The 26,436-nt window shown below is 73.4% G+C and carries 23 protein-coding genes; 14 read left to right on the top strand and 9 right to left on the bottom strand.

Annotated elements, in window-relative coordinates:
* Nucleotides 1-93: 93 nt before the first annotated feature.
* Together panB and AB0J33_RS20395 are read right to left on the bottom strand one after the other, a co-directional pair.
* Entirely contained in the window at nucleotides 94-915 is an 822-nt protein-coding gene (gene panB / locus AB0J33_RS20400; protein WP_363615564.1) for a 3-methyl-2-oxobutanoate hydroxymethyltransferase, read from the bottom strand.
* Nucleotides 916-1,112: 197 nt separating this feature from the next.
* Nucleotides 1,113-2,870, bottom strand: coding sequence for an NAD+ synthase (locus tag AB0J33_RS20395; RefSeq protein ID WP_363615563.1), 1,758 nt, complete (start codon nucleotides 2,868-2,870; stop codon nucleotides 1,113-1,115).
* Between the two features lie 214 nt (nucleotides 2,871-3,084).
* On the opposite strand from AB0J33_RS20395, the gene glnA (AB0J33_RS20390) reads away from it, so the two are divergent.
* From glnA (AB0J33_RS20390) to AB0J33_RS20375, 4 genes are all read left to right on the top strand, one after another.
* Nucleotides 3,085-4,434 (top strand): type I glutamate--ammonia ligase, encoded by a 1,350-nt coding sequence (glnA, locus tag AB0J33_RS20390; RefSeq protein WP_363615562.1) that lies wholly within the window; start codon nucleotides 3,085-3,087, stop codon nucleotides 4,432-4,434.
* An 89-nt stretch (nucleotides 4,435-4,523) separates the two neighbouring features.
* Entirely contained in the window at nucleotides 4,524-4,949 is a 426-nt protein-coding gene (locus AB0J33_RS20385; protein ID WP_363615561.1) for a DUF350 domain-containing protein, read from the top strand.
* 72 nt (nucleotides 4,950-5,021) lie between these two features.
* Nucleotides 5,022-5,714, top strand: a complete 693-nt coding sequence (locus tag AB0J33_RS20380) for a WYL domain-containing protein (protein WP_363615560.1) — start codon at nucleotides 5,022-5,024, stop codon at nucleotides 5,712-5,714.
* Between the two features lie 140 nt (nucleotides 5,715-5,854).
* The gene (locus AB0J33_RS20375; protein ID WP_363615559.1) at nucleotides 5,855-6,238 is read left to right on the top strand and encodes a VOC family protein; all 384 of its coding nucleotides are present in this window, start codon (nucleotides 5,855-5,857) and stop codon (nucleotides 6,236-6,238) included.
* Between the two features lie 177 nt (nucleotides 6,239-6,415).
* On the opposite strand, the gene AB0J33_RS20370 is transcribed toward AB0J33_RS20375, so the two are convergent.
* Nucleotides 6,416-6,889 carry a hypothetical protein gene (locus AB0J33_RS20370; protein ID WP_363615558.1) on the bottom strand — a complete coding sequence of 158 codons (474 nt, stop codon included), beginning with the start codon at nucleotides 6,887-6,889 and terminating at the stop codon, nucleotides 6,416-6,418.
* 186 nt (nucleotides 6,890-7,075) lie between these two features.
* Here AB0J33_RS20370 and AB0J33_RS20365 point away from each other — a divergent pair, with 186 nt between their 5' ends.
* A complete protein-coding gene (locus AB0J33_RS20365; protein ID WP_363615557.1) occupies nucleotides 7,076-7,963 on the top strand; it encodes a virginiamycin B lyase in 888 nt (295 codons plus the stop codon).
* Between the two features lie 156 nt (nucleotides 7,964-8,119).
* Here the strand turns inward: AB0J33_RS20365 and AB0J33_RS20360 are convergent, their stop codons facing one another.
* Nucleotides 8,120-9,061 (bottom strand): LD-carboxypeptidase, encoded by a 942-nt coding sequence (locus tag AB0J33_RS20360; RefSeq protein WP_363615556.1) that lies wholly within the window; start codon nucleotides 9,059-9,061, stop codon nucleotides 8,120-8,122.
* 28 nt (nucleotides 9,062-9,089) lie between these two features.
* A complete protein-coding gene (locus AB0J33_RS20355) occupies nucleotides 9,090-9,305 on the bottom strand; it encodes a hypothetical protein (protein WP_363615555.1) in 216 nt (71 codons plus the stop codon).
* 76 nt (nucleotides 9,306-9,381) lie between these two features.
* On the opposite strand from AB0J33_RS20355, the gene AB0J33_RS20350 reads away from it, so the two are divergent.
* From AB0J33_RS20350 to mptB (AB0J33_RS20325), 6 genes are all read left to right on the top strand, one after another.
* Nucleotides 9,382-9,786: a hypothetical protein gene (locus AB0J33_RS20350; RefSeq protein WP_363615554.1), complete on the top strand. Its 405-nt coding sequence runs from the start codon at nucleotides 9,382-9,384 to the stop codon at nucleotides 9,784-9,786.
* Between the two features lie 107 nt (nucleotides 9,787-9,893).
* Nucleotides 9,894-10,661: a type 1 glutamine amidotransferase gene (locus tag AB0J33_RS20345; RefSeq protein WP_363615553.1), complete on the top strand. Its 768-nt coding sequence runs from the start codon at nucleotides 9,894-9,896 to the stop codon at nucleotides 10,659-10,661.
* Nucleotides 10,661-13,681, top strand: a complete 3,021-nt coding sequence (locus AB0J33_RS20340) for a bifunctional [glutamine synthetase] adenylyltransferase/[glutamine synthetase]-adenylyl-L-tyrosine phosphorylase (protein ID WP_363615552.1) — start codon at nucleotides 10,661-10,663, stop codon at nucleotides 13,679-13,681. The genes AB0J33_RS20345 and AB0J33_RS20340 overlap by 1 nt, the downstream gene beginning before the upstream one ends.
* Entirely contained in the window at nucleotides 13,674-15,305 is a 1,632-nt protein-coding gene (locus AB0J33_RS20335; protein WP_363615551.1) for a hypothetical protein, read from the top strand. Before AB0J33_RS20340 ends, AB0J33_RS20335 begins: the two co-directional genes overlap by 8 nt.
* A gap of 48 nt (nucleotides 15,306-15,353) precedes the next feature.
* On the top strand, nucleotides 15,354-16,754 hold the full coding sequence (gene mptB, locus AB0J33_RS20330; RefSeq protein WP_363615550.1) for a polyprenol phosphomannose-dependent alpha 1,6 mannosyltransferase MptB: 1,401 nt from the start codon (nucleotides 15,354-15,356) through the stop codon (nucleotides 16,752-16,754).
* 44 nt (nucleotides 16,755-16,798) lie between these two features.
* Nucleotides 16,799-18,361 (top strand): polyprenol phosphomannose-dependent alpha 1,6 mannosyltransferase MptB, encoded by a 1,563-nt coding sequence (gene mptB / locus AB0J33_RS20325; protein WP_363615581.1) that lies wholly within the window; start codon nucleotides 16,799-16,801, stop codon nucleotides 18,359-18,361.
* A 208-nt stretch (nucleotides 18,362-18,569) separates the two neighbouring features.
* Here mptB (AB0J33_RS20325) and AB0J33_RS20320 read toward each other — a convergent pair whose 3' ends face one another.
* From AB0J33_RS20320 to glnA (AB0J33_RS20310), 3 genes are all read right to left on the bottom strand, one after another.
* Entirely contained in the window at nucleotides 18,570-19,553 is a 984-nt protein-coding gene (locus tag AB0J33_RS20320; protein ID WP_363615549.1) for a hypothetical protein, read from the bottom strand.
* On the bottom strand, nucleotides 19,550-19,915 hold the full coding sequence (locus AB0J33_RS20315; protein ID WP_363615548.1) for a PadR family transcriptional regulator: 366 nt from the start codon (nucleotides 19,913-19,915) through the stop codon (nucleotides 19,550-19,552). The genes AB0J33_RS20320 and AB0J33_RS20315 overlap by 4 nt, the downstream gene beginning before the upstream one ends.
* A gap of 131 nt (nucleotides 19,916-20,046) precedes the next feature.
* On the bottom strand, nucleotides 20,047-21,471 hold the full coding sequence (glnA, locus tag AB0J33_RS20310) for a type I glutamate--ammonia ligase (RefSeq protein WP_363615547.1): 1,425 nt from the start codon (nucleotides 21,469-21,471) through the stop codon (nucleotides 20,047-20,049).
* A 263-nt stretch (nucleotides 21,472-21,734) separates the two neighbouring features.
* Between glnA (AB0J33_RS20310) and AB0J33_RS20305 the strand changes: the two genes are divergently transcribed.
* Nucleotides 21,735-22,133 carry an RDD family protein gene (locus tag AB0J33_RS20305; RefSeq protein WP_363615546.1) on the top strand — a complete coding sequence of 133 codons (399 nt, stop codon included), beginning with the start codon at nucleotides 21,735-21,737 and terminating at the stop codon, nucleotides 22,131-22,133.
* A gap of 163 nt (nucleotides 22,134-22,296) precedes the next feature.
* On the opposite strand, the gene AB0J33_RS20300 is transcribed toward AB0J33_RS20305, so the two are convergent.
* The gene (locus AB0J33_RS20300; RefSeq protein ID WP_363615545.1) at nucleotides 22,297-22,983 is read right to left on the bottom strand and encodes a DUF4191 domain-containing protein; all 687 of its coding nucleotides are present in this window, start codon (nucleotides 22,981-22,983) and stop codon (nucleotides 22,297-22,299) included.
* Nucleotides 22,984-23,190: 207 nt separating this feature from the next.
* Between AB0J33_RS20300 and AB0J33_RS20295 the strand changes: the two genes are divergently transcribed.
* Nucleotides 23,191-23,361, top strand: a complete 171-nt coding sequence (locus AB0J33_RS20295) for a hypothetical protein (RefSeq protein ID WP_363615544.1) — start codon at nucleotides 23,191-23,193, stop codon at nucleotides 23,359-23,361.
* A 173-nt stretch (nucleotides 23,362-23,534) separates the two neighbouring features.
* On the top strand, nucleotides 23,535-26,432 hold the full coding sequence (locus AB0J33_RS20290; protein WP_363615543.1) for an AAA family ATPase: 2,898 nt from the start codon (nucleotides 23,535-23,537) through the stop codon (nucleotides 26,430-26,432).
* Nucleotides 26,433-26,436: the final 4 nt, after the last annotated feature.

Genomic DNA, 26,436 nt, shown 5'->3' with positions numbered 1-26,436 from the left:
GTACCCTCGGCGGCCCAGCCGCTCCCCCGTCGGGGCGAGCAGCCCGCCCACGGTCACCCCGGCCCAGAGCGGCAGGAGCAGCAGGGGTACGGCCTACTCGCCGCCACGGACCTCGTCGGCGAACTGGCGGGTGGCGTCGGTGAGGGCACCGGCCAGGTCCGCGTACCGCTTGACGAAGCGCGGCGCCTTTCCGGTCCGCAGCCCGGCCATGTCCTGCCAGACCAGCACCTGCGCGTCGGTGTCCGGGCCCGCGCCGATGCCCACCGTGGGGATCGCCAGTTCGTGGGTGATCCGCTTGGCCACCTCGCCGGGCACCATCTCCAGCACCACCGCGAACGCGCCCGCCTCGGCCACCGCCCGCGCGTCGGCGAGCACCTCGTCGGCGGCGTCGCCGCGACCCTGCACGCGGTAGCCGCCCAGGGTGTGCTCACTCTGCGGGGTGAAGCCGATGTGCGCCATCACCGGGATGCCGGCACCGACGATCGCGGCGATCTGCTCCGCGTTGCGGCGGCCACCCTCCAGCTTCACCGCGTGGCAGCCACCCTCCTTCATGAACCGGACGGCGGTGCGCAGCGCCTGCGCCGGACCCTCCTCGTACGACCCGAACGGCAGGTCACCGACGATCAGGGCCTGCCGGGTCGCCCGCACCACGGCCCGGACCAGCGGCAGCAACTCGTCGGCGGTGATCGGCAGGGTGGTCTCGTAGCCGAACACGTTGTTCGCGGCCGAGTCGCCGACCAGCAGCACCGGGACACCGGCCTGGTCGAAGATCGACGCCGTGTACTGGTCGTACGAGGTGAGCATCGGCCACCGCTCGCCGCGCTCCTTGGCGGCCATCAGGTCGCGGGTACGGACCCGCCGGGTGGCCGGACCGCCGTACAACGCGGTCACCTCGTGTCCAGTGGACTCCACCATCTCTGTCTCCCTTCCTCGAGGCCGCCTGCGCGGTCCCCGGGTTCCGTCGCGATCGTCGCACCGCGAGACGGGGTGACGGCAGGGCCCAGTGCAAGATGTCACTCCACCTCGGGCGAGGGCCGCGGCGTCGCCGCCGCGAGGTCACCGCGCGGCGGCGCCGGGCCGCGTCACCGACCCGACGCCCCAGGGGGTACGGCTCAGCCGTGCTCGCGCCACCGGTTGGTGATCGGCAGACGGCGGTCCCGGCCGAACGCCTTCATGGAGATCTTCGTGCCCGGCGCCGACTGCCGTCGCTTGTACTCGGCGGTATCCACCAGCCGCAGCACCTTGTCCACCACCGCCGGGTCGTGGCCCGACTCGACCAGCCCGTCGCGGCCGAGGTCACCGTCGACGTAACCGATCAGGATCGGGTCCAGGACGTCGTAGTCGGGCAGGGTGTCGCTGTCGAGTTGCCCCGGGCTCAGCTCGGCGCTCGGCGGCTTGCCGATCGAGTTCTCCGGGATCGGGGCGGTCGTACCGCGGCGGGCCGCGTCCCTGTTACGCCACTTCGCGAGCCGCCAGATCAGCGTCTTCCAGACGTCCTTGACCGGGTTGAAGCCGCCCACCGAGTCGCCGTACAGGGTGGAGTAGCCCACCGCCAGCTCGCTCTTGTTGCCGGTGGTCAGCACCAGGTGGCCCTCCTGGTTCGACAGCGCCATCAGGATCACGCCACGGACCCGGGCCTGGAGGTTCTCCACGGCCACGCCGGACAGCGACAGGTTGGCCAGGAAGCCGTCCACCATCGGCTGGATCGGCTCCACGCGGTAGTCCAGGCCGGTGCGCTTGGCCAGTTCGGCGGCGTCCTCCCGGGAGTGCTCCGACGAGTGCTGGCTGGGCAGCGACACCCCGACCACCCGGTCCGGCCCGAGGGCGTCGACGGCCAACGCGGCCACCACCGCCGAGTCGATGCCGCCGGAGAGACCGAGCACCACCGACGGGAACCGGTTCTTGTTGACGTAGTCGCGCAGGCCCAGCACCAGCGCCTGCCACACCTCGGCCTCGTCGGCAACCGGCTCGATCAGCCCGCCCACGGCGGCCGGGCCGGACGGTGCGGGCGGAATGTCGTCAAGCGTGCTGTACACGATCCGCATGCCGTCCGCCACCGTCTCGGTGGTGGGCGGGGTGGCGGCGGCCGGCAGCTCGACGTCGTGCACGAGCAGGTGTTCGACGAACTGCGGGGCCCGGGTGAGCAACTCACCGTCGGCGCTCACGATCATCGAGTCGCCCTCGAAGACCAGCTCGTCCTGACCACCGGTCATGTTGACGTACGCGATGGTGGCGCCCGCCTCGGCGGCCCGGCGGCGGACCAGCGGCAGCCGGATGTCGTCCTTGTTCAGCTCGTACGGCGAGCCGTTGATGTTGACGACCAGGCCGACGCCGGCCCGGCGGGCGGCGGCGAACGGACCGCCGGCCTGCCACAGGTCCTCGCAGATGGTCAACGCGACGTCCACGCCGCCGATCCGCACCACGGTCAGCGCGTCGCCGGAGACGAAGTACCGGTCCTCGTCGAAGACCCCGTAGTTGGGCAGGTGGTGCTTGAAGTAGCGGGCGGCCACGACCCCCCGGTGCAGCAGCGCGGCGGCGTTGCGGGCCCCCCGGCCCGGCTCGGCGTCCCCGCTGACCTGCGGCGGCCCGTCGGCGTCCAGATAGCCGACCACGACCGGCACCTCGCCGAGGCCGTCGGCGGCCAGGTCGGCGGCCAGCCGCTGCACGGCGGCCTGGGACGCGGCCACGAAGGAGCGCCGGAAGACCAGGTCCTCGACCGGGTACCCGGTCACCATCATCTCCGGGAAGAGCACCAGCTGGGCACCGGCATCGGCGGCCTGGCGAGTCCAGCTGCGGACCAGGTCGGCGTTCCCGGCGAGGTCGCCGACGCTCGGGTTGACCTGGGACAGGGCGAGACGCAGGGTGGGCATGTCCTCATCTTGCCCCAGGCCGCTCGGAACAATCCGTACCCTCCGACGAGATGACGACCACGCTGGGACGCGGGCGCTCGCCGGGCGGGACACGAGGGGACGACCGGCGGCAGTTCGCGTAACGTCTGCGTAACCAGGCCCGGGAACACTGGGCGATCAGGTCGGGTGCAGCCCGACCAAGGCGGACAAAAGAGTGTCGCGAGGGGTTGGGGAAGTGGACCGTCAGCAGGAGTTCGTCCTCCGGACGCTGGAAGAGCGGGACATCCGGTTCGTCCGGCTGTGGTTCACCGACGTGCTGGGCACGCTCAAGAGCGTCTCGGTGGCCCCCGCCGAGCTGGAGGCGGCCTTCGAGGAGGGCATCGGCTTCGACGGCTCGGCGATCGAGGGCTTCGCCCGGGTCTTCGAATCGGACATGGTGGCCATGCCGGACCCGACCACCTTCCAGGTCTTCCCCTTCGAGGGCGGGGTCAGCGGCGAGAGCGCCCGGATGTTCTGCGACATCCTGCTGCCCGACGGTGGGCCGTCCTGGGCCGACCCCCGGCACGTGCTGCGCCGCGCGCTCTCCAAGGCAGCCGAGAAGGGCTTCACCTTCTACACCCACCCGGAGATCGAGTTCTTCCTGCTGGAGAACGGCCCGCAGGACGGCTCGGTGCCCACCCCGGTCGACACCGGCGGCTACTTCGAGCACACCACACACGCCGTGGCACGGGACTTCCGCCGCCAGGGCGTGCTGGCGCTGGAACGGATCGGCATCTCGGTGGAGTTCAGCCACCACGAGGTCGCACCCGGCCAGCAGGAGATCGACCTGCGCTACGCCGACGCGCTGACCACCGCCGACAACATCATGACCTTCCGGCACGTGGTCAAGGAGGTCGCGCTCTCCACCGGTGTGCAGGCCAGCTTCATGCCGAAGCCGTTCACCGACCAGCCGGGCAGCGGGATGCACACCCACCTGTCGCTGTTCGAGGGCGAGCGCAACGCCTTCCACGACAGCGGCGACCCGATGAAGCTGTCCAAGGTGGCGAAGTCGTTCATCGCCGGCCTGCTGGTGCACGCCCGGGAATACACGGCGGTCACCAACCAGTGGGTCAACTCGTACAAGCGGCTCTTCCCGCAGGCCCTGCCGGACCGGATCACCGAGAGCCCGGCGTACGTCTGCTGGGGTCACCTCAACCGGTCCGCGCTGGTCCGGGTGCCCGCGTACGGCAAGCCCAACTCGGCCCGCGTCGAAGTCCGCTCACTGGACTCCGCCACCAACCCGTACCTCGCCTTCGCGGTGCTGCTCGGCGCCGGCCTGAAGGGCATCGAGGAGGGGTACGAGCTGCCGCCCGGCGCCGAGGACGACGTCTGGTCGCTGACCAGCGCGGAGCGGCGCGCCATGGGTTACGAGGCGCTGCCGGAGAACCTCGCCGAGGCGATCGACGTGATGGCCGGCTCCGAACTGGTCGCCGAGGTGCTCGGCGAGCACGTCTTCGACTTCTTCCTGCGCAACAAGCGGGCCGAGTGGGAGCAGTACCGCCGTGAGGTCACCCCGTACGAGCGGCAGCGCTACCTGGCGCTGTAGGCGCAGGGGCTGACGCGATTGCGCGCTGCCGCTATCGTCTCGATCACCGCGCCGGTACCCCTTCCGGGCGGAGATTCGGGAGGCAGTCGGTGCTGGAGGATCTGCTCAGCGGTGCCTGGCAGAGCGTCGTGTTCGGGATCGTCGGCGTCGGGCTCATGGCGGCCGGCTTCGGGCTCGTCGACGTGCTCACCCCGGGCCGGCTACGGGACCTGATCTGGGTCGACCGCAACGCCAACGCGGGGTTGCTGCTCGCCGCCAACCAGCTCGGCATCGCCGGGATCGTCTTCACCGCGATCCTGACCAGCTACAGCGACTTCGGTAAGGGGCTCGCCTCCACCGTGGTCTTCGGTCTGCTCGGGCTGGGCATCATGGCGTTGGCGTTCGTGGTGCTGGACCTGCTCACCCCGGGCAAGCTCGGCGAGGTCATCTGCTCGCCCGAGCCGCACCCGGCGGCCCGGGTCAGCGCCGCCACCCACTTCGGCGCCGCGCTGATCGTCTGCGCCTGCATCGCCTGAGGGCGGCTGGCCGGGGCGCTCGCGTCCGGGCGGTCGCCCCGGACGTCGTACCCCGGCCCTAGCGTGCCGGGCATGAACCGCACGGATCGCCTCTACGCGCTGGTCGAGGAGCTGCGGGCGGTGTCACCGCGGCCGCGCAGCGCCCGCTGGCTGGCCGCGCGCTTCGAGGTGAGCAGCCGGACCATCGAACGGGACCTCGGCGCGTTGCAGGAGGCCGGGGTGCCGATCTGGGCCGAGCCCGGGCGCACCGGCGGCTACGTCCTGGACCGCGCCCGCACCCTGCCGCCGGTCAACCTGACCGCCGCGGAGGCGGTGGCGATGGCGGTGGCGCTGCACCGGCTCGCCGGTACCCCGTTCGCCGGGCCGGCCGGCACCGCGCTGCGCAAGCTGGTGGCGGTTTTGCCGGCCGCCGACGCCGCCGAGGCGCACCGCCTCGCCGGCCGGGTGCACCTGATCGGCGACGGGCCGGCCACGCCCGTCCCGGCCAGCGTCGCCGACGCGGTCACCGCGCGGCGGGTGCTGCGCATCCGGTACGCCGACCGCTCCGGCGCAGACTCGACCCGTGACGTCGAGCCGCTCGGCTACCTCGGCAACTCCCGACACTGGTACCTGGTGGCCTGGTGCCGGCTGCGCGAGGAGCCGCGCTGCTTCCGCACCGACCGGATCCGCAGCGTCCGGGCGCTGCCCGACGTGGTGGCCCGGGAGCTACGCCTGACCGATCTCGACATCCCGCACGAACGGGTCCGTCCGCTGAGCCTGGTCTGAGACGCCTGCCTCGGCGGGCGCCTCGTCGGCGAAACCCGGCCAGGTGACCCGGAAACACCGACAGGACGCTGTCGCGAACGGCGTCGAGACTGCTCCAGACGACGGCCGAACGGCCGGCACGGAAATTCTGGAGGCAACAAATGTCCAGGTCCACGACGCCCATCACCTGGTTCGAGATCGGCACCGACCGGCCAGAGGATGCGGAGCGTTTCTACGGCGAGCTGTTCGGCTGGACCTTCGAGGAGCAGGGCTCGGCCAACGGCGGTTCCTACCGGGTGACCGGGGCTGGTGGCGACACCGGGATCGGCGGGGCGATCCGGGCGACCGACGGGACGTCGCCGAACTACGCGGTGTTCTACGCCGAAGTCGCCGATGTGGCGGAGACCTGCCGACGGGCCGAAGCGGCCGGCGGCCGGGTGCTGGTGCCGGCGCGTACGACTCCGAGCGGTCTCACGTTGGCCCACCTACTCGACCCGACCGGCAATCGCCTGGGCGTCTTCTCGCCCCCGCCCCAGCAGAGCTGACGGGCGGCCCCCGGGGCGGGCGAGCCCTCCGGGCGTCGGCGAGCCCTCCGGGCCGGTGATCGACTCGGGTTTCAAGGATGTCGCGGTGTCCGGGTGCGCCGGACACCGCGACATCAGGGAAACGGAGTGGATCACGCCGGGGCTGGCCCGGGGGAGGCCCGGACCTGCCCCGCCGGGTCACTTGCCGGGGGTACCTGCGGGTGCGCCGTGACCGCCCGGCCCGCGGTGGCCGCCGGGCCCGGGGAAGACGCCGGCCTCGACGGCCTTGGTGATGGCGTCGGCCTGCTCCTGGGTGAGCTTGCCGTCCTTGACCGCCTGGTCCAGCCGATCCTTGAGCGCGGCCTTCCGGTCCTCGGCGGACGGCCGCTGCGGTCGGTCGGCCGGCCGGTGCTGCTCGCGGACCTTCTTCAGCGCGGCGGTCACCTTGTCGGTGGGCACGCCCAGCTCCTTGGCGAGTGCCTCGGCGAGCTCGTTCTGCCGGTCGGCCTTCGCGCCGGGGGCCGCGCCCGGAGCCGGGGCGGTGCTGGCGTTCGGTGTCGGCGTCGGGGTGTCGGCGGCGAACGCGATCGTCGGGGCCGCGATCCCGACGCCGAGGACGCCGGCGGTGGCCAGGCCAGCCAGCAGGTGTTTCCTACGGATGGTGCGGGACATGCTGTCCTCCAGAGGTTCGGTCCTTCTGCACTGTCATCACCGACGGTGACCGGGCAGTCTGGGCGGAAGCCGTGGCGACCCTGTCAGCGAGCTGACAATCGAGGCCGACGGGCGGCGAAATCGGTTGTGCCATCCTGGCCGGGCGGTCAGGGTTGACGATCCACCGATGGGGAGGGGCAGCTCGGGATGACCGTCGAGATCCGGGAGATTCCGCTCGTCGAGCCGGGCGTCGGGCCGTACGGCATCACGCCCGGCCCGGACGGCGCGCTGTGGCTGACGCTGGCCCACGCCGGCGGAATCGCCCGCCTGTCGCCCGACGGCGCGGTCCGCACCTACCCGCTGGATCCGGCCGGCGGTCGCCCGCTCATCATCACGGCCGGCCCGGACGGCGCGCTCTGGTTCACCCGCTCCGGGGACGACCGGATCGGTCGGATCACCGTCGACGGCGAGCAGCGCACCATCGCCCTGCCGGCCGGCACCGGGCCGGGCGGGATCGCGGCCGGGCCGGATGGCGCGCTCTGGTTCACCGGGATGACCTCCGACACGATCGGCCGGTTGGACACCGACGGCACCCTCAGCGCGTTCCCGCTGCCGGTGACTGGCGGATTCCCCTCGATGATCACCGCCGGCGCGGACCAGGCTCTCTGGTTCACCCTCAACCAGGCGAACGCGATCGGCCGGATCGACCTGGACGGCCGGGTGACGCTGCACCCGCTGCCCACCGCGAACGCGGGCCCGGTCGGCATCACGCTCGGCGGCGACGGCGTCATCTGGTTCGTGGAGATCGGGGCCGGTCAGCTCGGCCGGATCGACCCGGACGGTCAGATCGTCGAGTTTCCGCTCCCGGACCGCGCGGCCCGTCCGCACGCGATCGTGGCCGACCCGGCGGGCGGCGCCTGGTTCACCGAGTGGGGTGCCAACCGGATCGGTCACCTTGATCCCGGCGGACGGATCGAGGGCTACGCCCTCCCCACCCCGAACGCCGAACCGCACGGCATCACCCGCACCCCCACCGGCATCTGGGCCGCCCTGGAAGTCGGCGCGGTAGCCCACCTAACCCCACCCACCCCCTGAACCCCACCCCGCCCCCCCACCTCCCATCCTTGTTGATCAAGAGGTTTGCGTCAGGATCCGCCCGGAAAATGACGCAAACCTCTTGATCACCGGCTGGGGCGGGTGGGGCGGGTGGGGCGGGTGAGGAGTGGGGGTGGGGTGGGGTGAGGTGGGGGGTTATTGGACGGCGGGGGTTGTGGTGAGGGTGGCGGTGGTGGTGTCGAGGGTGGCCTCGGTGCCTACGGGGACGGTCAGTTGGTTGGGGCCGTGGCCGATGGGGAGGCCGCCGAGCACCGGTACGCCCAAGTCGCCGAGGCGTTCGGTGAGGACGTCGACCACCGTGGTGTCCCAGCCGTCGGCACAGTCGGTGAACTGCCCGACCGCCACGCCGGCCAGTCCGTCCAGCGCGCCGGCCCGGCGCAGGTGGGTGAGCATCCGGTCGACCTTGTACGGGGGCTCCTGCACGTCCTCGATCAACAGCACCGCACCGGTCAGGTCGGGCAGGTCCGGGGTGCCGATCGACGCGGCGATCATGCACAGGTTGCCGCCGAGCAGTGTGCCGGTGGCGCGACCCGGTACGCGTACGCCGAAGGTCTCCTCGGTGGGGACCGCGGTGATCGACACCGGCTCGGTGGTCATCAGCGCCGCGTGCAGGGACTCGGCGGAACGCAGCGGCGTCCGCTCGTCGCGCCAGGCCGCCCCCGGGCCGTGCACCCCGGCCAGGCGGGCACCCCGCCAGAGCGCGAACTGCAACGCGGTGATGTCCGAGAAGCCCGCCACCACCTTCGGATCACGGCGGACGGCGGCCATGTCGATGGCGTCCACGATCCGCTGCGCGCCGTACCCGCCCCGGGTGCAGATCACCCCGCGGATCTCCGGGTCGGCGAAGGCCGCGTTCAGGTCTGCGGCGCGCAGGTCGTCGGTGCCGGCGAGGTAGCCGTGGCGGGCGTACGCGCTCGGCGCCGGCACCGGGCGCAGGCCCCAGCCGGTGAGCAACTCCACGCCCCGGGCCACCCGCTCCGGCGAGGTCGGCCCGGACGGCGACACCAGCAGCACGGTGTCACCCGGGCGCAGCACGGGTGGGCGGACGGCAGCGGTCAGGTCGTGGTGGTCGGGCACAGCGGCAGAGCTTAGCCGTGCCGGCAGATCACTGGTCGGCGTACCGCTCGGCCCAGTCCGGGGTCGGCGGAATGGGCGTGATCACGTCGATCAGCACGCCCGCCGGGTCGGCGAGGATGAAGTGTCGCTGGCCGAAGTCCTCGTCGCGCAGCGTCAGCTCCGGGTGGAGCCCGCCGTGGACGACCAGCCGCTCCCACTCCGCGTCGACGTCGGTGACCTCAAGGTTCAGCAGCAGCCCCTGCACCGGCTTCCGGTAGCCGCGGGGATGGTCGGGTGCGCTCTACCACCACTTCGCGAGCAAGGTCGAGCTGTTCCAGGCCGTGCTGACCCAGGTGCAGCAGGAGGTGGGGGACCGGGTCGCCGCCACCGCCGATGCCCAACCGGACCCCTGGTCCCGGCTCACCGCCGGCTGTCAGGCGTTCCTCACGGCCAGCGCCGATCCGAAATTCCAGCGGATCATGCTGATCGACGGACCCGCCGTGCTCGGCTGGCACGAGTGGCGGGCCCTGGACGAGGCAGCCTCGGGTCGCCACCTGGCCGACGCGCTCGCCGACGTCATCGCGGCGGGCATGATCACCCCGCAGCCGGTGGCACCACTGTCCCACCTGCTCTCCGGCGCGATGAACGAGGCGGCGCTCTGGCTGGCCGGATCGACGGACCCGGCCGAGTTGGGCGCCACCCAGGCGGCGTTGTCCCGGTTGATCGACGGGCTGCGGGTCAGTTGAGCCGCTGCGGGTCCGCCGCCAGGGTCACCGCGCGGGCGACGGAGGTCCGCTCACGCGAGCGTGTGCCGGGGCGTGGCACCGCACGGCGTACCGGCTAGCCTCGACGGGTGGCAACCGCGCTGGTGATCGAGAACGACCCGACGGACGACGCGCGCCGGCTGGGTGAGTGGCTGACCGAGGCTGGGCTGGAGCTGTGGGTGGTTCGCCCGCACGCCGGCGACGAACTCCCCGCCGACCTGGAGGGGTACGCGGCCCTGGTCGTGCTCGGCGGCGACCAACAGGCGTACCCGCTGCCGGACGGCTCGCCCGGCGCACCCTGGTTTCCCGCCGTGGAGGGCCTGCTGCGCAAGGCGGTCCGGCACCGGGTGCCGACCCTGGCCGTGTGCCTGGGCGCGCAGCTGCTCGCCACCGCGCACGCCGGGCTGGTGGAGCGCAGCCCGTCCGGGCCGGAGATCGGTCCCGGCGTGGTCGGCCGGCGAGACGCCGCCGAGGGCGACCCGCTGTTCCGGTACGTGCCGCTGATCCCGGACGTGCTCCAGTGGCACTCCGACGAGATCACCGAGCTGCCCCGGGGTGCAACCCTGCTGGCCGCGTCCACCCGTTACCCGCATCAGGCGTTCCGGCTCGGTGACCGGGCGTGGGGTTTGCAGTTCCACATCGAGTGCGACGCCGCGATGATCGCCGACTGGGCCACCGACTCCACCCAACTCGCCGAGCTGGGCTACGACCCGGAGCTGGTGGTCGCGGCCTGCGCCTCGGTGCTGGCCGACGTCGAGGAGGTCTGGCAGCCGTTCGCCGCCCGGTTCGCCGCGCTGGCCCTCGGTGAGCTGGACGACAGCACGACGCGGCGCGGCCTGCCGCTGCTCGGGCACTGATGAGCCGGCCGACCAGGGCACCGGGGCGGCTCGCCCGCTACGGCTTCGGCACCGCCGAGGGCGACGGCGGCGCGCGCGCCGCGGACCTGCTCGGCCCGGACGGGTTGCGGCTGTGGCGGCCGGACGAGCAGGAGCCGGTCGACGAGCCGGCGGGGGAGTTGCTCGCCGCGCTGTCCCGCGCCGCGGACCCGGACCTGGCGCTGCGCCAGCTGCACCGCATCGTGGAGGCCGAGAGCCGCGGCACCGCGGAGGGAACGGAGTCGCCGCTGCTCGCGGACCTGCACGCCGACCCCGGCCTGCGGCGGCGGCTGATCGCGGTGCTCGGTGCCTCGTCGGCGCTCGGCGACCACCTGGTCGCCCACCCCGAGCACTACCGGGCGCTGCGGACCGCCCCGGACGGGCTCGCCCCGACCGCCGAGGGGCGGCTGGAGCCCACTGACGGGGGCAACCCGGTGGCGGCGCTGCGGACCGCGTACCGGTTGGCGTTGCTGCGGATCGCGGCGGCCGACCTGACCGGCGGGCGTGGCCTGGAGCAGACCATGGCCGCGCTGTCCGCGCTGGCCGACGCCACGCTGTCCGCGGCGTACGAGATCGCGGTCACGGAGCTGGCGGAGGGCACCGAGCGGCCCCGGCTGGCGGTCGTGGCGATGGGCAAGTGCGGCGGCGGGGAGCTGAACTACGTCTCCGACGTGGACGTCATCTTCGTGGCCGCCGAGGACGCCGACCTGTCCGCCGCGACCCTGGTGGCGACCCGACTGATCTCCATCTGCGGGCTGGTCGCCTGGCCGGTGGACGCCGCGCTGCGCCCCGAGGGCAGCCGTGGCCCGCTGGTGCGGACCCTCGCCAGCCACCTGGCCTACTACCGACGGTGGGCGCGCACCTGGGAGTTCCAGGCGCTGCTCAAGGCCCGCCCGGCCGCCGGTGACCTGCCGCTGGCCCAGGAGTGGATCGACCAGCTCGCGCCGCTGGTCTGGCGGGCGGCCGAGCGGCCCGAGGCGGTCGAGGACGTCCGCGCCATGCGCCGCCGGATCATCGACCACATCCCGCCGAAGGAGCTGGAGCGCGAGATCAAGCGCGGCCCCGGTGGGCTGCGCGACATCGAGTTCGCGGTCCAGTTGCTGCAACTCGTGCACGGTCGCGGGGACGAGACATTGCGCCCGCCGGGCACCATCCCGGCCCTGCGTGCGCTCGTCGCCGGCGGCTACGTCGGCCGGGCCGACGGCGAGGCCCTGCTGCGCGGCTACCGTTTCCTGCGCAGCGTCGAGCACCGGCTGCAACTCCAGGGCCTGCGTCGGACGCACACCGTGCCCGCCGAGCCCGGCGCGCTGCGCTGGCTCGCCGCCGCGCTGGGTTTCACGGCCGCGCCGGGACGCAGCGCCGTGGAGAGCTTCCGGGCCGAGTGGGTCACCCACGCCACCGAGGTACGCCGACTGCACGCCAAACTGCTCTACCGGCCGCTGCTGGAGTCGGTGGCCCGGGTGCCGGCCGACGGGTTGCGGCTCACCCCGGAGGCGGCCCGAAACCGCCTGGAGATCCTCGGCTTCGCCGACCCGGCCGGGGCGTTGCGACACCTCCAGGCGCTCACCGGCGGGGTGAGTCGCACGGCTGCCATCCAGCGCACGTTACTTCCGGTGCTGCTCAGCGAGTTCGCCGACGCGCCGGAGCCGGACCGGGGGTTGCTCAACTACCGGAAGGTCTCCGACAAGCTGGGCAGCACCCCCTGGTATTTGCGGCTGCTGCGTGACGGCGGCCCGGTCGCCCGCCGGCTGTCCCGGGTTCTCGCCCTGTCCCGGTACGTCGCCGACCTGCTCGCCCGTGACCCGGAGGCGCTGCGGCTGCTGGCCGAGGAGAACGAGCTGGCGCCGCGCTCCCGCGAGGTGCTGCGGGAGGGGTTCCTGGCGGCGGCGGCCCGGCACACCGACCCGGTGGAGGCCACCCGGGCGGTGCGCGCGCTGCGCCGACGGGAACTGGTCCGGGTGGCCTGCGCCGACGTGCTCTGCCGGGCGGGCGCGCTCGCACCCAGCCCCACCCGGCCGGACGGCGCGAACCGGCCGGCTCCCGGGCTGTCCGACATCACCGAGGTCGGTACGGCGCTCGCCGACGTCACCGACGCCACCCTGGCCGCCGCGTTGCGGGCCGCTCAGGCCAGTCAGCCGGCACCGGCCGGGCTGCGGTTCGCGGTGATCGGCATGGGCCGGCTCGGCGGGTACGAGTCGAACTACCTCTCCGACGCCGACGTGCTCTTCGTCTACGACCCTCCAGCCGGTAGCAGCGAGAGCGCCGCCAGCGCCGCCGCGCACGCGATCGCCGAGGAACTGCGCCGGCTGCTCGGCGTGCCCGCCCCCGACCCGCCGCTGGGCGTCGACGCCGACCTGCGCCCGGAGGGCCGCCAGGGTCCACTGGTCCGCAGCCTCGCCGCGTACGCGCAGTACTACGCCCGCTGGTCGCGGGTGTGGGAGGCGCAGGCGCTGCTGCGTGCCCGGTTCGTCTGCGGCGACGCCGACCTGGGCGCCGAGTTCGAGGCGATGATCGACCCGGTGCGCTACCCGGCCGACGGGCTGACCCGCGAGCAGGTCGTCGAGATCCGGCGGATCAAGGCCCGGGTGGAGACCGAGCGGCTTCCGAGGGGCGCCGACCCGGCCACCCACACCAAGCTGGGTCGCGGCGGGCTCGCCGACGTCGAGTGGGCGGTGCAGCTCGTGCAGCTCCGGCACGCCGGCGCGAACCCGGCGCTGCGCGGCACGCGTACCCTTGACGCCCTCGCGGCGGCCGAGCGGGCCGGCCTGATCGACCCGGCGGACGCTGCGGAGATGGCCGCCGGGTGGGCCCTGGCCGCGCAGGTCCGCAACGCGTTGATGCTGGTCCGGGGCCGGGCCGGTGACCAGCTGCCCCGGCACGGGGTGGAGCTGGCCGGGGTGGTCCGGCTGCTCGGCCGCGACGACCCGGGCGAGTTCCTCGACGAGTACCTGCGCACCGGCCGCCGCTCCCGCGCCGCAGCCGAACGGGTCCTGGATGCCTGACGCGTCGCCGCGCCCGGTCGGGCAACGCACGGCACGCGCGCACCTCGGCTGGGCGGCGGCCAGCGGGGTGGCGGTGGTGCTCGCCGTCGCGTTCCTCCTCGCGCCGCCGATGGGCACCGACCTCGCCGCCCAGGTGGCCCGTGCCGGGTTCGCCGAGCGGTACGGCGCCGCGCCGATCGACCTCGGTTGGTACGGCGGCGTCAACCAGTACGGCTACAGCCTGTTCACGGCCCGGTTGGGCGCGCTCATCGGGGTGCGGCCGCTGGGGGCCCTCGCCGCCGTGGTCGGCGCGGCCGCGCTGGGCTGGCTGTTCACCCGCAACCGGGCCCGCCGGCCGCTGCTGGCCGGCGTCCTCGGCGCGGTGGTGCTGGTCGGCAACCTGGCGAGCGGACGGATCACCTTCGCGGTCGGGCTGACGTTCGGGTTGCTGGCCCTCTGCGCGGTCAGCGCGGAACGCCCACCGCGCGCGGTTCGGTTGACGCTCGCCGCGGGCTGCGCGGCCCTGGCGACGGCGGCGAGCCCGGTCGCCGGCCTGTTCACCGGGCTGGCCGGCGCGGCGTTGCTGTTGTCCACCCTGCGAACCGGGGCCGGGCCGGGCCGCCCGCTGCTCGCAGGCTTGCGGGCCGAGCGACCACTGACCGAGGGGTTCGTGCTGGCCGTGGCGCCCGCCGTCACCCTCGCCCCGATCGCGTTGCTCTTCGGCAACGGTGGCACCCAGCCGTACTCGGCCGAGTCGATGCGCATCAACGTCGCGCTCGCGGTGCTGGTGGCGGCCGTGCTGCCGCGCCGCCGCCGGGTGTTGCGCGTCGGCGCGCTGCTCACCGTGCTGCTCCTGGTCGGGGCGTACTACGTGCCCAGCCCGATCGGGTCCAACGCCCTGCGACTGCCGATGCTGTTCGCCCTGCCCGTGCTCGCCGGGTACGCGGCGCTGCCGGGGCCGTGGCTGGCCGGGCTGCTCGCCGCGACCGTGTGGTGGCAGTCGCCGGTGATGACGAGCGACGTGACCCGGGCCGGCGCCCCGGAGAGCGCCGCGAGCTTCTACCGGCCGCTCATCGCGGAACTCGACCGGCGGCAGCCGGTCGGGCGGGTCGAGGTGGTGCCGCTGCGCGACCACTGGGAGTCCGCGTACCTGCCGCCGACCGTCCCACTGGCCCGGGGCTGGGAACGCCAGGTCGACAGCGACCGCAACGCGCTGTTCTACGACGGCAGTCTGAGCACGCAGACCTACGAGCGGTGGCTACGCCACGAGGCGGTGAGCTACGTGGTGCTCGCCCCGGACGCGCCCGCCGACAAGTGGGGTCGCGACGAGGCCGCGCTGATCCGCGCCGGCCTGCCGTACCTGCGGGAGGTCTGGCGTGACCAGACCTGGCGGATGTACGCCGTGGTCGACCCGACCCCGCTGGTCGGCGCCCCGGGCCGGCTCGTCGCCGCCGAGCGCGGCGCGGTCCGGCTGACCGCCACGCCCGGGGACGTACCGGTCCGGGTGCGCTGGTCACGCTGGCTCTCGCTGAACGGCCCGGACGGCTGTCTGCGCCCGGGCGCAGACGGGTGGACCGAGGTGCGCGTCCGCACCGCCGGTGACTACACGATCTCCAGCGGGCTGGCACCGGCGCGACACTGCTGACCGTGCCTGCCGTCGGCCTCCCACCGACGGGCTGGCAGCATGTCCGGCGTGCCCTCCCACCTCGCGCGCTGGACCGGCCTCGCCGGCTCGATGCTGCTCGCGCTCGCCGCCTTCCTCGGTGGCGCGTTCCCCGGCGGCCCCCTGCGCAGCACCCCGGTCAGCATCTGGCAGGGCCCACACGGCCCGCTGATCCTCGCCGCCTGGGCGGTCGGCACCGGCCTGATGGCGTACGCCTGGTGGGCCCTGCGCGACGGGGGCCCGTCGACGCGGTGGGCCCTGGTCACCGTGGGGCTCTGGCTGCTGCCGATGCTGATCGCGCCGCCGTTCGGCAGCCGGGACGTCTACGCGTACGCCTGCCAGGGCGCCAGCTTCGTCGGTGGCATCAGCCCGTACGAGCAGGGCGTCTCCGCGCTGCCCTGCCCCTGGCTGGACACGGTCTCGGTCATCTGGCGCGACACCCCGGCGCCGTACGGGCCGCTGTTCGTGCTCATCGCGGGCGCCGTGGTCAAGGCCACCGGGTCACTGACCGCCAGCATCGTGGTGTTCCGCGCCCTGTCGCTCGTCGGCGTGCTGCTCACCGCGTGGGCCCTACCGGTGCTGGCCCGTAGGGCCGGGGTGCCGGCGAAGCGGGCCGTGTGGCTGGCGTTGGGCTCCCCCCTGGTCGCCGCCCACCTCATCGGTGGTCCGCACAACGACGTGCTGATGCTCGCCGCGCTGGTCGGTGGGCTGGCCGTGGTGGCAGCACACCCGCGCCGGCGAGGAATGCTGCTGGTCGGCGGGCTGCTCCTCGGCGTCGCGGTGGCCATCAAGGTGACCGCCGTGGTGGTGGTGCCGTTCGCCGCGCTGGCGGCCACCGCAGGGCCGTACTCGATCCGCACGCTGATCCGCGACGGCGGCTGGGTGGTCGGCGGCGCAATCGCCAGCGTCGTCGGCGTGACCGTCGCCGGTGGGCTGGACTTCGGTTGGGTCGGTGGGCTGTCCCAGGGCGGCGCCGCCATCGCCTGGACCTCCCCGCCGACCGCCGTCGGGCAGACCATCGGCTACGTCCCGGCGTTGTTCGGCGGTCACATCGACGCGTTGCCGGTGACCCGCGGGATCGCCGTGGTCGTCCTGGCCGTCCTGCTCGTCCTGCTCTGGTGGCGGGCCCGCACCCGCGACCCGCTCTACCACGCCGGCCTCGCCCTCGCCCTCACCGTCGCGCTCGCTCCCGTGGTGCACCCCTGGTACTGGACCTGGCCGTTGTTCGTGCTGGCGGCCACCGCCCAGCGGACCAGATGGTTCACCGTCGTCGCCCTGGTCGCGTCGTTCCTGGTGCTGCCCGACGGGACCGGGCTGCCCCGCTACACCAAGACGGTCGGGGCGCCGCTGATGACACTGTTGGTGATCGTGCTGGTCATCCGATTGGTACGGTCGGCTCGGGCGGCCCGTCAACCGGTCGCCGCCGACTGAGGGAAGGTGCGCCGGTGACCGCTCCCGGCAGGCCCCCCGAGCAGGTGGTTGCCCGCTCCGCGCGGTACGTGGATCGGGTGGCGCGCTCCGCCCGGTACGTGGGTCTGGTCGGGGCGGTTCTGCTCGCCGTGGCCGGATATTTCGGCGGGGCGCTGCCCGACGCCCCGTTCGGCGCGACACCGGCGTCGATCTGGCGAGCCCCGGGCGGCCCGGCCACCCTGACCTGCTGGCTGGTTGGCACCGCGCTGCTCGTCGGGGCGTGGTGGTCGCTGCGCGAAGGCGCCCCGTCGACCCGTTGGGCGTACGTCACCGCCGCGCTGTGGGCGCTGCCGCTGCTGGTCGCGCCGCCGCTCGGTAGCCGAGACGTCTACTCGTACGCCTGCCAAGGCTGGACGTACGCGCACGGCGTCGACCCGTACAGCGTGGGGGTGGCGGCGGCGGGCTGCCCGTGGGTGGACGCGGTGGCGCCGATCTGGCGGGACACCCCGGCGCCGTACGGACCGGTGTTCGTCCTGCTCGCGGCACTGGCGGTCGGCCTCGGCGGGGGCCTCACCGGCACAATCGTGGCGCTGCGCGTGATCGCCGTGGCGGGGCTGCTGCTGGCCGCGCTCTGCCTACCCGCCCTGGCGCGGGCGGCCGGGGCGCCGGCACGACGGGCGTCCTGGCTGGCGCTGGCCGGCCCGCTGATCGGCGTACACCTGGTGGCCGGCGCACACAACGACGCCGTGATGCTGGGACTGCTGCTGGGCGGGCTGCTGATCGTGGTCCGCCGACCGGGTCGGCCGGTCGCATTGCTGCTCGCCGGGGCGCTGCTCGGGTTGGCGGTGACGGTGAAGGCCAGCGCCGTGGTGGTGGCGCCGTTCGCCGCGCTGGCCGCCGTGCAGGGCCGGCACACCGTACGGGCGTTGCTGCGCGACGGCGGATGGCTGGCCGGTGGGCTGCTCGCCGCGTTGCTGGTCACCTCGGCGGCGTCCGGCCTCGGGTTCGGCTGGGTGGGTGGGCTCACCCACAGCGGAGACTCCGAACAGTGGACGTCGCCACCCACCGCCGTCGGCCTGGTGATGGACTACGCCGGCGCGCTGTTCGGACGTGACCCGCAGGCGGTGCCGGTGGTCCGGACGATCGCGCTGCTGCTGCTCGTCGCGGTGCTGGCAGTCCTCTGGTGGCGGACCTGGCAGACCCTACGCGACCCGGACCACGTTCGGCCGCGGGTGGCACAGGTCGACCCGGCGCGGACCGAGGTGGGGCGGGCTGACGCGGCGCGGTCTGACGCGGCGTGGGCTCAGGTTGAGGTGGCGCGGGTCGGGGTGCTGCGCTCGCGGATCGCGCTGCACGGGGCGGCGTTGGCGCTGGTCGCCACCGTGGTCCTGTCCCCGGTCTTCCACCCCTGGTACTCGACCTGGCCGCTGGCGCTGCTCGCGCTCACCGCCGCCCGGACGACCTGGTTCGCGTTGCCCGTCGCGGCGGCAGCCTTCCTCGCCCTGCCCGACGGCACCAACCTGGCCCGCTTCACCAAGGCCCCCGGCGCGCTGGCGATGACCGCCCTGCTCCTGACCGTCCTCGTCCGCACCACCCGCCACCGCCGTCGCCCACCCCGTCGATCATGAGGTTGACGGGTGGCAAGCCGGACTGAACGGCTCGGCAACCTCATGATCGCCACCGTCGCGGGGTCAAGATCGTGCTCGAACATGGATGTAGTGGTGTCCGACCCGATCGAGGCCACTACATCCAGGATCGAGCACGATCTTGGGGTGGGGTGGGGTGGGGTGGGGTGCGGGGCGGGGCGCGCGGGCGCGGGTGCGGGGTGCCGGGGGGTCAGGCTCGCGCGCCGCAGGTGGGGCAGGGTTGGCCTGAGGGCTGAGGGGCAGGGACCCGGCGGGAGCGGAACAGGACGGTCAGGAGCAGGACGGCAGGGCCGGCGAACGCGACGGCGCCAGCGGTCACGGCCAGTTCCGCGAAGGTGACGCTGCCCTGTGCCGAGCCGAAGCTGTCAGCCAGGCCGGGCACCGCCAGGAAACCGGCGGGGGTGACCAGTGTGACGAGCGCCCAGCCGCCGCGGGTGTCCCCGCCCAGTGCCAGACCTGCGGCCAGCAGAGCCCCGACGACCAGCAAGAGCCCGCCGACGGTGGGCAGGAAGACCTCTAAGGTGGCGCCGTAGTAGGTACCGACCGAGTTCAAGCCCACCAGGAACTCCGTCGCCGCTACCGCCAACAGGGCGGACAGCGCCGGCACGAGGCGGATCACCCGGGAGGATTGGTCGGGCAGGGCCAGCCCAAGCAGGCCCAGGACCACCTGCGGCAGCAGCACCATCAGGGGCGGTCGGAGTGCGTCGAGCGCTGCGGCCACCGGTGGCAGCGCAATCGTGAGCAGCAGCGCGAGGGCGATGGCCCACCGGGCGACCCGGCTCGGCGCGACGGCGATCACCACCGCCGCCAGCAGCCACGCCGCCCACGTGACGACACCGAGCGAGACGAACGGACCGACGCGGGGGACGCCCCAGTCCGCAGGCGGTGGATGCAGCTCTGCCGTACCCCAGACACCGGCGAGAGCGGTCGCGGTGACCAGGGCCAACAGCGCCGCGAGGCGTACCCCGGGGATCAGGTCGGTGACGCCCGCGGCCCGCAGCCGCTGGCGGAGGCCGCCGCGCACCAGGTCCGCGGCGTCCGCCGGCGTCGGCCAGCGTTGGTCAGGGGCGGCGAGGTCGAGGTAGGTACCGACGATTTCGGCGCCGCGGGCGCGCCGGTATTCCGCGGGGTACGTGCGCAGCAGCCGGAGGTAGCGGCGTTCAAGGTCGGTCATGCCAGCCCTCCGGCCGTGCGTGGGGTGATCGGGAGGGCGGCCCGAGTCCGCCTGGACAGCCGAGTGGTGGCGGCTTCGACGTTGCGGCGAAGGCGCTCGGTTTCGGCGCTCAACGTGGCTTCGCCGCCAAGGGAGAGGCGGTAGTAGCGGCGCAGTCGGCCGTCGACCACCTCTTCCCGGTCGACCTCGACGAGGCCGGCGTCGACCAGTCGGTCGAGCGCTCCGTAGAGCGTCCCAGGGCGTAGCGACACCCGGTTGTCGGAGAGGGCGGCGACCTCGCCGATCAGCCCGTAGCCGTGCATCGGCTGGGCGGCCAGCGCGGTGAGGATCAGGAAGGTCGGTTCGCGCAGAGGCGTGTCCACGCGAGCAATATATCGGACGCGAAGGTATGCCGGGGGGCGGCGCATAGCGAACCGGGCCAGCTCCGCGGTGAGCGGAGCCGGCCCGGCCGATGTTCGAGCGACTGCTCAGCAGTCGTCGTGCAGGTGACTGCTCAGCAGTCGTAGTACATGGCGAACTCGTGCGGGGTCGGGCGCAGGCGCACCGGGTCGACCTCGTTGGCGCGCTTCCAGTCGACCCAGGTGGAGATCAGGTCGGGGGTGAAGACGCCACCGTCGAGCAGGTAGTCGTGGTCGGCCTCCAGCGAGTCGAGCACGGCCGGCAGCGAGCCCGGCACCTGCTTGACGTCGCCCCACTCCTCCGGCGGGAGGTCGTAGAGGTCCTTGTCGATCGGCGTCGGCGGCTCGATCTTGCTCTTGATGCCGTCGAGGCCGGCCATCATCATCGCCGAGAAGGCCAGGTAGACGTTTGCCGACGGGTCCGGAACGCGGAACTCGACGCGCTTGGCCTTCGGGTTGCTGCCGGTCACCGGGATGCGGGTGCAGGCGGAGCGGTTGCGCTGCGAGTAGACCAGGTTGACCGGCGCCTCGAAGCCCGGCACCAGGCGGCGGTACGAGTTGACCGTCGGGTTGGTGAAGGCCAGCAGCGACGGCGCGTGGTGCAGCAGACCACCGATGTACCAGCGGGCCATGTCGGACAGGCCGGCGTAGCCGGTCTCGTCGTAGAACAGCGGCTCACCGTTGAGCCAGAGGCTCTGGTGGGTGTGCATGCCGGAGCCGTTGTCACCGAAGAGCGGCTTGGGCATGAAGGTCGCGGTCTTGCCGTTGGCCCAGGCCTCGTTCTTCACGATGTACTTGAAGAGCTGGAGCTGGTCGGCGGCGTGCAGCAGCGTCGAGAACCGGTAGTTGATCTCGGACTGTCCGGCGGTGCCCACCTCGTGGTGCGAACGCTCCACGGTGAAGCCGCTGTCGACCAGCCGCCGCACGATCGAGTCGCGCAGGTCGGCGTAGTGGTCGACCGGGGGCACCGGGAAGTAGCCGCCCTTGTACGCGGTCTTGTAGCCGCGGTTGCCGCCCGGCTCCTCGCGGCCGGTGTTCCACGCGCCCTCGACCGAGTCGATGTAGTAGAACGACTGGTGCGCGGAGGTCTCGTGGCGGATCGAGTCGAAGATGTAGAACTCCGCCTCGGCGCCGAAGTAGGCGGTGTCGGCGATGCCGCTCGCCGCCAGGTACGCCTCGGCCTTCTTCGCGACGTTGCGCGGGTCGCGGGTGTAGGCCTCGCGGGTGAACGGGTCGTGGATGAAGAAGTTCAGCGCGAGAGTCTTCTGCGCGCGGAACGGGTCGATGAACGCGGTGGCGACATCCGGGAGCAGGAGCATGTCCGACTCGTGGATCGCCTGGAAACCGCGGATCGACGAGCCGTCGAACGCGAGGCCGTCGGTGAAGAGGTCGTCGTTGACGGACTCGACCGGCAGGTTGAAGTGCTGCATCACGCCGGGCAGGTCACAGAAACGAACGTCGACGAACTTCACGTCCTCGTTCTTGAGGTATCGCAGCAGTTCCTCGGGATTGGCGAACACACATCCTCCTGGCACGTCCACGGGGTGGCTAGGCTTCTGGCGACGCTAGGGCCGGGGGGTTGCCCGGCCGTGTCTCCGTTGTTTCTGCCGTGTTACGTCCCTCGCGGAGCGTCAGCGACGCCCCTGTCCACGCCTCCGGCCCGCCAGGAACGCCGTACCGACTGTGCCAGTGTAATGACATCTGATGCCTTTGGCCTGAATCGGCACACAGCGGCGGCGGCACCCGGCGAGCCCTCCTCCCGGCGCGGATACCCTTGACCGCTGTGACCAATCCGCACCCCCCGGCAGCGCCGGCCACCGACCCCACCTTCACCCCACCGAGCCTCGGTCGGCGGTTCGGTGCGCTGATCATCGACTGGGTGCTCTGCCTGCTGGTGTCCAACTTCTTCGCCGATCCGGTACGCGACGGCTGGGCGCCGGTGCTGGTCCTGGTCCTGGAGTACGGCATCTTCCTCGGCCTGTTCGCCCAGACACCGGGCATGTACATCACCAAGATCCGTTGCGTGAACTGGCACGACGGCGGCCGGATCGGCGTGCTCCGAGCACTGATCCGTGGCCTGCTTCTGGCCCTCGTCGTGCCCCCGCTGATCATGGACGAGCACCGTCGCGGCCTGCACGACCGAGCCGCCGACTCGGTCATCGTCGACGCCCCCCGCGGCTGATCCGGACCCTTCCAAGCCGATCCCGGGTCGCTGCGACCCGCATGGCTCGACCCGCGCGACCCGCAAGCCCAGCCCCCGGCCGGGGGCGGCCGGGCGCCATGAGGTGTACGCGAAGGAGCCGGACCCGTGCGGGTCCGGCTCCTGTCGGCGTACGGCGAAGGGGTCAGCGGCCCCGCGACTGGCGGAAGGCGCCTGGCGGCCGCATGTTCTTCGGGATCGCGCCCTTGGGCATCTGCGGTCGGGCGGTGAGCGCCTTGAGCCGCTTGTCCAGCGAGTTGACGTCCTTGCCGGAGAGGGCGCGGGGCAGGCGCAGCAGCGTCGTCCGGAGCTTGCGGATCGGCAGCTCGCCTTCCTCCTGCCCGATCACGTAGTCGTGCAGGGGAGCGGAGCCGATCACCTTGGACAGCCGCCGCTTCTCCTGACCGAGCAGGCCGCGCACCCGCTGTGGGTTGCCCTCGGCCAGCAGGATCACACCCGGGCGGCCGATCACCAGGTGGACCATGTCCATCTGGGTGGTCGAGCTGACCGCCGGGGTCACCCGCCAGTCGCCGCGCATGTTCTCCATGATCTGTGCCGCCGCGCCGGGTTGCCCCTCGGCGGCGTTCATCATCGCCGCGTTGGACCGCAGGTTGAGCACGATCAGCACCGCGAGCAGGGTGAAGAGGATGCCCAGCGGCAGCCAGATCCAGCCCCAGAGGATGACCGCGACCACGGTGAGCGCGAGCGGGATCAGCACCGCCGCGGCGACCAACGGCGCGAACCACCGGTCCTGCTTGGCGGTGAACTGGAACACCATCCCGATCTGCTTCAGCCGTTGGCCGAACGAGACCTTCTCCTGGGGCTTTGCCATGTCGCAGAGTCTAGTGGTCCCCGCCGGCCCCGTTGATCCGCGTCCGGGTCACCGGGCAGCTGAGTACCTTACGTCGCCGTAGGCGTCGCTGGCGGCCGGGTAAGGAGGGTGCGGGCCGGGAAGATGAGGCGCTCTGCCCATGCCCGGGTGCCGCCTTCGCGCGAAGAGTCGTCAGCAGAAGACGACGACGCCACGAAGGAGCCCGACATGTTCGGCAACGACGCAGAATTCCTGCTCTCCCTGCACCGCTCGCACGCCGCCGAGCTGCGTGCCGACGCGGCCGCAGACCGACTCGCCCGGTCGCTGCCGCGTCCCACCGGCCGCGGCTGGTTGGCCCGCCGCAAGCAGGCCGGCCGCACCACCGACGTCCGCCGGTGACCGCGCCGAGGGCGGCGACTGCCGCGCCCGCGCCGAGGGCGGCGACTGCCGTCCCCGCGCCGAGGGCGGCCGCCGCGCCCGCGCCGAGCGCCCGACTCGATCCGGCCCCGCCGCCCGGTCACCGGCCGAGCGGCGGGGCCGGCGAGGCAGGCCGACATGGCATGCTCGAACACGTGACCGTACGCGCCGCCAGCTCCGTCCTCGTCGGGCGCCACCGCGAGATCGCGGCACTTCAGGGCGCGCTGAGCCGGGCGCGTGCGGGGGAGCCGACCACCGTGTTGGTCGGTGGTGAGGCGGGTGTGGGTAAGACCCGGCTGCTGGAGGAGTTCGCCGGCTGGGCCACCGACGGCGCGGCCCGGGTGCTCGTCGGCCAGTGCCTGGAGCTGGGCGAGGCGGGTCTGCCGTTCGCCCCGTTCGCCGCCGCGCTGCGTGCGGTGTTGCGCGCCGACGGCCCCGAGGTCTTCGCCGGTTACGAGGCGGAGTTCGCCCCGCTGCTGCCGGAGCTGGGCCGTGCCTCCGCGACACTGGCCGCACCGCGTCCCGTCGCACTCAGCGACGCCCCGCGCGGCTACCTGTTCGACCTGGTCGCCGAGCTGTTCCAACGGCTGGCCGACGCTCGTCCGCTGGTGCTGACCATCGAGGATCTGCACTGGGCCGACCGTTCCACCCGCGACCTCATCGGGTTCCTCGTCCGGGCTGCGAGGCCGGGGCGGCTGCTGCTGGTCTGCACCTACCGCACGGACGAGTTGCAGCGGGGACACCCGCTGCGCCCGTTCCTCGCCGAGCTGGATCGCGCACGCGGCGTGGAGCGCGTCGACCTGGGCCGGCTGGACCGCGACGGCACCGGCGCGATCCTCGCCGACCTGCTGGGCGCCGAGCCGCCGGCCCGCGCCGTCGACGACGTCCACGACCGCACCCAGGGCAACCCGTTCTTCATCGAGGAGCTGGCCGTCGCCGGTGACCCGATCGGCTGCGCGGCGCTCCCCGAGACACTGCGTGACCTGCTGCTGGCCCGGGTGGACCGGCTGCCCGAGCCAACCCAGCGGGTGCTGCGGATCGCCGCCGCCGGGGGCACCCGTTTCGCCCACGACCTGCTCGCCGAGGTCGCCGGGCTGCCGGAGGCCGAACTGGAGGACGCGTTGCGCGCCGCCGTCGCCGCCCAGTTGGTGGTGGCCGACCGGGACGGCGACTACGAGTTCCGGCACGCGCTGGTCCGCGAGGCCGTGCACGACGAGCTGCTGCCCGGTGAGCACGCCCGGCTGCACGCCCGCTTCGCCGCCGCCATCGAAGCCCAGCCGCACCTGGTCGCCGCCGGTCGGGCCCCGGCCGAGATCGCGCACCACTGGTACGCCGCGCACGACCACCCCCGTGCCCTCGTCGCCGCACGAACCGCCGCGTGCGCCGCCGCCGACCGGTACGCGTACGCCGAGCAGCGCCGGCTGCTGGAGCGGGCGCTGGAGTTGTGGGAGCTGGTGCCGGACGCCGCCGACCTGCTCGACATGGACCACCTGGCGTTGCTGGAGCAGACCCTGAACGCCGCGGTCATCGCTGGCGACTTCAGCCGTGCCATCACCCTGACCCGGGCCGGGCTGGCCGAGGTGGACGCCGACGCCGCTCCGCTGCGCGCCGCCCGCCTGCTGGACCAGCGGGGCCGACTGATGGCCCTGCTCGGCAAGAGTGACGGCAGCCGGGAGCTGCATGAGGCGTACCGGCTGGCGGCCGGTGGCCCGCCCGGCGTCGAACGGGTGCGGCTGCTCGCCGACATCGCCACCCACCTGGTCAAGGTCGACCCACAGCAGGCGGCCCGGGTGGCCGCCGAGGCCGCCGCGGACGCCGAGGCGTTCGGGGAGAACGTGGCTCTGCTCCCGACGCGGATCGCGCTGCTCTCCCACGGCGGGCGGGACCTGGCCGGCGGGCTGGCCGAGCTGGGCCAGGTGGCCGCCGCCGCCCGTGCGGCGGGGGACGCGTCGACCTTGGTGCTCGCCATGGTGTTCGAGTCGGACATGCTCTGCGAGTTGGGCCGCTACGCCGAGTCCGCGCAGGCCGCCGAGGCGGGCGTGGTCGAGGCGCGGCGGGTGGGGATCAGCCGCTCCACCGGGGCGTACCTGCTGTCCAACCGGGCGGAGGCGCTCATCGCGCTGGGACGGTGGGACGAGGCCGAGGCGGTCTGCGCGGAGGCAGCCCGGATCGACCTGTCGGGTGTCACCGGGCTGCACTGGCTCCAACTGGGCGCCGGGCTGCGACTGGCCCGCGCCCACCCGGGCGCTGACGAAATGGTCGACCGGGCGCTCACCTTCCTGGGGCGGCCCTACCTGTGGGCGAACCATCGCCTGCCCCTGCACGAGCTGGCGATCGAGGCGGCGCTGGCCAAAGACGACAAGGTCGAGGCGGTACGGGCGGCCCGCGTCGCGGTGGCCGACGAGAGCCTGCCGCAGTTGCCCCGGGAGGGTTGGCCGGTGCTCAGCGCCGCGGCGCGTACCGCAGCCCGGGTGAGTGACCGCGAGCTGGCAGCCGCCGTGTCGGCGCTCGCCACCGACCTGCCGGCGCGGCACCCGGCGGCCCGCGCGCACGCCGCCCAGGTCACCGCGCTGCTCGCGGTCGGCGACCAGGCGCTGCCGGCGTGGCGTGCGGCCGTGGACGCGTGGCGGGCCGACGGACAGCCCTACCCGCTGGGCCGGGCGCTCCTGGCCCTGGCGGAGGCGACCGCCGCCGCCGGGGAACGTGACGAGACGGCGGCGGCGGTCACCGAGGCCACCGAGATCGGCCGGCGGCTGAAAGCGGTACCGCTGGTCGAGGCGGCGGCCACCCTGGCGCGGCGGGTCGGTCTGCGCAGCGCGGCCGGGGGCGGGGCGGGAGCGGACCTGCTGACCGCTCGCGAGCGGGAGGTGCTGCGCCTGGTCGCCGAGGGGCACAGCAACAGCCGGATCGCCGAGCGGTTGTTCATCTCCCCGAAGACGGCCAGCGTGCACGTCTCCCGGATCATCGCGAAGCTGGGCGTGACCAACCGGGTGGAGGCCGCCGCCCTGGCCCACCGCCTCGGCCTGCTCACCGAAGCCGCCGCGCCGCGCTGACGCC

This window comes from Micromonospora sp. NPDC049645, from assembly GCF_040675155.1.
Lineage (GTDB): Bacteria > Actinomycetota > Actinomycetes > Mycobacteriales > Micromonosporaceae > Micromonospora.
Note: the sequence above shows the minus strand (reverse complement) of the source record. Positions and strands in the feature narration are given on the sequence as shown.

Coding starts and splice junctions, on each gene's coding strand:
- AB0J33_RS20365 (WP_363615557.1), top strand. CDS start 7,076: ATGACCGTCGAGATCCGGGAGATTCCGCTCGTCGAGCCGGGCGTCGGG.
- AB0J33_RS20320 (WP_363615549.1), bottom strand. CDS start 19,553: ATGACCGACCTTGAACGCCGCTACCTCCGGCTGCTGCGCACGTACCCC.
- AB0J33_RS20380 (WP_363615560.1), top strand. CDS start 5,022: ATGAACCGCACGGATCGCCTCTACGCGCTGGTCGAGGAGCTGCGGGCG.
- AB0J33_RS20375 (WP_363615559.1), top strand. CDS start 5,855: ATGTCCAGGTCCACGACGCCCATCACCTGGTTCGAGATCGGCACCGAC.
- AB0J33_RS20295 (WP_363615544.1), top strand. CDS start 23,191: ATGTTCGGCAACGACGCAGAATTCCTGCTCTCCCTGCACCGCTCGCAC.
- panB (WP_363615564.1), bottom strand. CDS start 915: ATGGTGGAGTCCACTGGACACGAGGTGACCGCGTTGTACGGCGGTCCG.
- AB0J33_RS20395 (WP_363615563.1), bottom strand. CDS start 2,870: ATGCCCACCCTGCGTCTCGCCCTGTCCCAGGTCAACCCGAGCGTCGGC.
- AB0J33_RS20340 (WP_363615552.1), top strand. CDS start 10,661: ATGAGCCGGCCGACCAGGGCACCGGGGCGGCTCGCCCGCTACGGCTTC.
- AB0J33_RS20370 (WP_363615558.1), bottom strand. CDS start 6,889: ATGTCCCGCACCATCCGTAGGAAACACCTGCTGGCTGGCCTGGCCACC.
- AB0J33_RS20300 (WP_363615545.1), bottom strand. CDS start 22,983: ATGGCAAAGCCCCAGGAGAAGGTCTCGTTCGGCCAACGGCTGAAGCAG.
- AB0J33_RS20335 (WP_363615551.1), top strand. CDS start 13,674: ATGCCTGACGCGTCGCCGCGCCCGGTCGGGCAACGCACGGCACGCGCG.